The sequence below is a fragment of the Blastomonas sp. CCH1-A6 genome (genome assembly GCF_001556365.1).
GTDB classification, from domain to species: domain Bacteria; phylum Pseudomonadota; class Alphaproteobacteria; order Sphingomonadales; family Sphingomonadaceae; genus Blastomonas; species Blastomonas ursincola.
Genome location: NZ_LSIS01000544.1, coordinates 1 through 5,051, shown reverse-complemented (window position 1 = coordinate 5,051; position 5,051 = coordinate 1). Strand labels below are relative to the sequence as shown.

Annotated in this window: 6 protein-coding genes; all 6 read right to left on the bottom strand. The window is 60.7% G+C overall.

Going from position 1 to position 5,051, the window contains the following annotated elements:
• Positions 1–27: 27 nt before the first annotated feature.
• Positions 28–726 carry a YoaK family protein gene (locus tag AX735_RS19155; protein ID WP_066283593.1) on the bottom strand — a complete coding sequence of 233 codons (699 nt, stop codon included), beginning with the start codon at positions 724–726 and terminating at the stop codon, positions 28–30.
• Positions 711–2,654 (bottom strand): amidohydrolase, encoded by a 1,944-nt coding sequence (locus AX735_RS19160; RefSeq protein ID WP_137775451.1) that lies wholly within the window; start codon positions 2,652–2,654, stop codon positions 711–713. Before AX735_RS19160 ends, AX735_RS19155 begins: the two co-directional genes overlap by 16 nt.
• A complete protein-coding gene (locus tag AX735_RS19165) occupies positions 2,651–2,917 on the bottom strand; it encodes a DUF1427 family protein (RefSeq protein WP_066283600.1) in 267 nt (88 codons plus the stop codon). Before AX735_RS19165 ends, AX735_RS19160 begins: the two co-directional genes overlap by 4 nt.
• A 129-nt stretch (positions 2,918–3,046) precedes the next feature.
• The gene (locus tag AX735_RS19170; RefSeq protein WP_066283609.1) at positions 3,047–3,703 is read right to left on the bottom strand and encodes a hydrolase; all 657 of its coding nucleotides are present in this window, start codon (positions 3,701–3,703) and stop codon (positions 3,047–3,049) included.
• Between the two features lie 169 nt (positions 3,704–3,872).
• Positions 3,873–4,751, bottom strand: coding sequence for a helix-turn-helix domain-containing protein (locus tag AX735_RS19175; protein WP_066283612.1), 879 nt, complete (start codon positions 4,749–4,751; stop codon positions 3,873–3,875).
• Between the two features lie 38 nt (positions 4,752–4,789).
• Positions 4,790–5,051, bottom strand: a 262-nt coding sequence (locus tag AX735_RS24605; RefSeq protein WP_156447546.1) for a helix-turn-helix transcriptional regulator, incomplete at its 5' end; no start/stop codon positions are given.

Below are 5,051 nucleotides of genomic sequence, written 5' to 3'. Positions count from 1 at the left end.
CCGCCAGCAGCAGCGCGAGGAAGGCTGTCATCGCAGGACCATCAGGCGACCCGCGAGAAGGATGGCGGGGAGGAGAACCGATCCCATCCCAAGCCAGGACTGGGCAAGAGCGCCCAGCGCGCAACCGCCAGCAAATGCACAAACAGATATCATGATCTTGCCCGATGCCGATGGCTCGGGCGTAGCGGAAAGCGCCTGACTCATTCGACCTGCCAAGGCCAGCGCCAGCGCTGCTACATTGCCCGTCATGACCGTGAACGGTGGCCCGATGGCCGGTACCAGCCTGTGAACGGCGTTGAGCATGCCCATCGCCCCTGCCAGCGCAAGCGCCAAGCCAGTATCCCAGGGCCCTGTCCCAAGGAACAGTGCAATGCCGCCTGTCAGCGCCACCGCCAGATTGGCAAGCCACAGCAGCAACGATAGTCTGCGGTTAACTGAAATTTGGCTAGCCGCAAGGCCAGCGAACACAGCAACTAGAAAGAAGGCAGGCAAGGCTGCGAACTGGACCCAGACCGATCCATAATGTCCCTCTGCCCCACCCCCACTCTGGCTGGCTAGTGTCGCACCAAGCAGAACAAAATTGCCGGTGACATGCGCGACGAAAAGTCCCTGCATATGGATAAAGACAGCAGTGTCGACATAGCCGGACACAAAGGCGAGCAGCCCGGCAAGGTCGGCCGGAACGGGCCGCGGCGATGAAAGGCTCGCGCTCACACCGCCCAGCATGCGCAGCCGAGAGCGCCCCAGAAACTCTTGAAATCGCTGACCGGAACCTGGGTCGCTCGCGCATGCTCATGACCATGAACCGCGCACGGTGTAGCACAGCCACAGGCCGACTGTGCCGTTTGCAGGCTGACCGAAGTCGCCCCTTCGGCCTTGTGATAGCCACCGAACCGGGCGACCGGCGACCAGTCGGGCATTGGCGGCGGCGGCGGTTCTGCCAAGCCTTCAAAGTTGCCAGTCCCATAGACTGGCTTGCCACCGACAATTGTGAGCACGGATTCGGTCTGGCGGATACGATCGGAAGGAATCTCGAAGAAATCCTGGCTCAGTACCGCTAGATCGGCCAACTGCCCCTGCTTGATCTGTCCCTTGCGCCCCTCCTCGCCCGAAAACCAGGCGACGTGCTGGGTCCACATTCTCAGCGCTTCATGTCGATCGAGCAGGTTGCGATGCGGATAAAGCCGCATGCCCCCCATCGTCCTGCCAGTGACGAGCCAGGACAGGCTTACCCAGGGATCGTAGCTCGCCACGCGCGTCGCATCGGTGCCTGCGGAGGTCCGCACGCCACTTTCCAGTACGCGTCGGAAAGGCGGCGTCGCTTCTGCTGCCTCGGCACCATAGCGCTCGACGAAATACTCGCCCTGATAGGCCATGCGGTGCTGAAACGCGATGCCGCCGCCGAGTGCGGCCACCCTGTCGATCGAGCGTGGGGTGATCGTTTCGGCATGGTCGAAAAACCAGTGCAGGCCGTCGAACGGCATCTCCCTGTTGACCTTCTCGAACACGTCGAGAGCCCGGACGATCGTCTCCTCATAGGTAGCATGCATCCGCCACGGCCAACGGTTGGCAACGAGGATCCGGACGATCTCCTCGAGATCATCTTCCATGTTCGGCGGCATGTCCGGCCGAGGCATACGGAAATCCTCGAAGTCCGCAGCCGAAAAGACAAGCATTTCGCCCGCGCCATTGAGACGCAGATAGTCATCGCCCTGGTGATGTCGGGCACTGCGGGTCCAACGCAGGAAATCCTCCTTCTCCTCCCGGGGCTTTTGCGTGAACAGATTGTAGCCGATGCGCAGCGTCAGCTGACCGCGTTCATGGAGCTGTTCGATAACCGCATAGTCTTCCGGGTAGTTCTGGTAACCCCCGCCAGCATCCAGAACGCTGGTCACGCCCAGCCGGTTGAGATCCCGCATGAAATGTCGGGTGGAATTGAGCTGATAGTCGAGAGGCAGTTTCGGCCCTTTGGCCAGTGTGGCATAAAGGATGGAGGCATTGGGGCTAGCAATCAGCAGCCCAGTTGGGTTGCCCTGGGAATCGCGCTGGATCACGCCGCCCGGCGGGTCGGGTGTGTCTCGATCATAGCCCACTGCCCTGAGAGCAGCGCCATTGAGCAAGGCGCGGTCGTAAAGGTGCAGGATGAATACCGGCGTGTCGGGTGCGACGACGTTGATTTCAGCCAGGCTGGGTAGGCGTTTCTCGGCAAACTGGTGCTCGCTGAAGCCGCCAACAACCCTGACCCATTGCGGAGCTGGGGTGCGGTCGACCTGCTGCTTCAGCATGCGCATCGCATCAGCCAGGCTGGGGACACCATCCCAGCGCAGTTCCAGATTGAAGTTCAGCCCTCCGCGAATGACATGGATGTGGTTGTCGCACAGCCCCGGTATCACGCGCCGGCCCTTGCAGTCGATCATCCGGGTGCCGGGTCCCTGCAGGGCGATGACATCAGAAAAATCTCCCACAGCCTGGAACCGACCCTCCTTTATGGCGATCGCCTGAGGGGCGGGGTTCTGCGGGTCCAGCGTCGTGAATTTCCCGTTGAATAGGATGGTGCCTGTATATCGTGCATCTTCCGCCATGGCTTTGCCCTCGATCGTTCCTAGCAAGCCGGTCAAGGCGAGGCCTGCAGACACCGCCCTGCGGTCCATCATGCGTCGCTATCCCGACGGCGGAGCCCGGGGCGCGCTGGCAACGCGCCCAGAATATGCTCCGAACAGTCGGCCCGCGTCTCTGCCATCACATCGGGATTGCCCCGATATACGCGCATCGCAAATGGCAGGATCTGCTCTCCCACCAGCATGCCCAACAGGCCAAGCAATGCTACAACGGGTGGCGCCGGCGAGCGGACGCCCAGCAGGCTATAGATAATGCCCACAAGCAAGCCGGCACCAAGCGAGAACAGATATATCTTCATGGCTTCACCATTGCAGAAGGGCCTGAATGAAGGAGGTGGGCCGGCCTTCGGGAGGCTTGGAAGCGGCCGGCCCGGTCACCAATACCTGGGGGCGGACAGGAGCGGAGGTGACCTTGTACGTTTAATCGATCAGCCTTCGCGTGCGTCGGCGCCCAAGATCGCCTTGGCGTATATCAGCCCGAGCCCATAGGCTCCGCCATGATCTATCGCGGCATGCACGACAGGATCATAGGTTTCGCCTCTCGCCCAGTCGCGCTGAAGTTCGAGCATGTACTGCAAAGAGGTCATCGGCGTTGCGCCTAGTTGGACCATACGGTCCATTGCCCTGTCATGCGCTTCATCGGAAACGTCGCCACAAGCATCTGCGAGCACGAAGACCTCGAAGCCCTGGTCGATAGCGGACAGCGCCGGCCCTACAATGCAGACACTGGTCCACAGCCCTGCAAGCACAATTCGCGACTTGCCGATGGCGTTGATACGGTCGGCGATCCGGGGATCTTCCCAGGTGTTCATGGTGGTCCGGTCGATCACCTCCTCACCCGGAAACTGGCTCTTGATCTCGTCGAACATGGGGCCGGAGAACGTCTTCTCAGCAACGGTGGTCAGAATTGTCGAAACCTCGAAAATGCGGGCTGCCCGGCTCACCAGTGCAGCGTTGTTGCGCAGCATGACCGCGTCGATCGATTTCGTGGCAAAGGACATTTGCGACTGGTGGTCGATCAGGATGAGCACATGATCGGCAGGGGAAAGAAGCGAGGAACCGGGGATTGGCAATGCGGTCGGCATCTGGAGCACTCCTTGGATGTCGCAAGGTGGCGGTCAGACGCGCTTCCTTGCTTCAGCGCCTGCAGTCCATAGCAGAGCATGGAGGTGCCAGCGGTGCCGGGCTTGCTCGGGAGGAGCGATTCTTGCGCCATTTCGGGCATAGCACGCGCATGCTCGCCTGACCGGGCACTCAGACCATGCGGCGGCGATAATTCAGAGGCGTCACCCCTAGTTCGCGTATGAACAGCTTGTTGAGCCCGGCCTGGCCCTTGTAGCCGACACAGACAGCCACGGTGTCAATGGAAAGGTCCGGCTGCAACAGCAAAGTCTGCGCAGCATTCAATCGCAGCAGCATCTGGTATTTCTGCGGAGCCACGCCGAAACTCTGCTTGAATGCGCGGGAAAAATGATCGGGTGACAGGCTGCAGAGCGATGCCAGTTCAAGCAAGGTGATGTCGCGCGAAAAATTTGCCTGAAGATAGTCGTTCACGCGCCGCTCCTGCCAGGGCGCCAGCCCGCCACGTGTCAGCCTGGCTGCCTCGCCATTCAGTGCGGCCAATTCCCCCAGCAGGGTCACAATCACGGAATCCCGGTAAAGGGTCGTGATCGCCGAGGCGTGACTGCCCGACGACAGTCGCCACAGCCTTTCGATCAATTTAGGCACCCCGTTGCTGCCCTGCACCGCGTGCAGCTTGGCTATATCGGGCGGGCGCCCATCGAACATGCGGTCCAGCAACGTATCGGCAAGCAAGCCATCGACGGCAAGTGCCCTGAAATGATTGGAATCATCAATCACGATTGCATTGGCTTCACCGCGGGCGAGCAGCGACCATTGGCCTGGAACCGCCGTCCCCGAAAAGCGGAAGCTGCCATTGCGATAAGACGTCCGGTGCATCGACAATCCCACCGTGATGACAAGATCATTCAGCGGAGGATCGGAAAAATCGCCCGCTGGCTGGTGCAATTCGATCAGTTGGACAGCCGGGTCATCGGCGACCAGCTGATGCGCGGCGATGAATGGCGCAACGCCATCGGTCAGCCGGTAATCGTCGAAATCGACACCGTCCACCGCCCACCCCGGAAAACAGCCTCACCCCGCATGCAATGCTAGCACATTTGCTTCGGAAGCCAAGTTCCTCGGGGGCAGTTCGCTCGATCAATCCGGAAATGACTTGGGCTGATACCATGGATGCGCCGAAAGGCCCGGGCAAATGCCTGGGGCGTATCATAGCCGACCGACAGGGCAATCTGCGTGACAGACATGGTCGAGCTCAGCAACAGATCCCGCGCTCGCTCCATGCGCAACAGCATCAGATACTGGTAAGGTGGTCGGCCAAGCGAGTTCTTGAAACCGCGGGCAAAATGATAC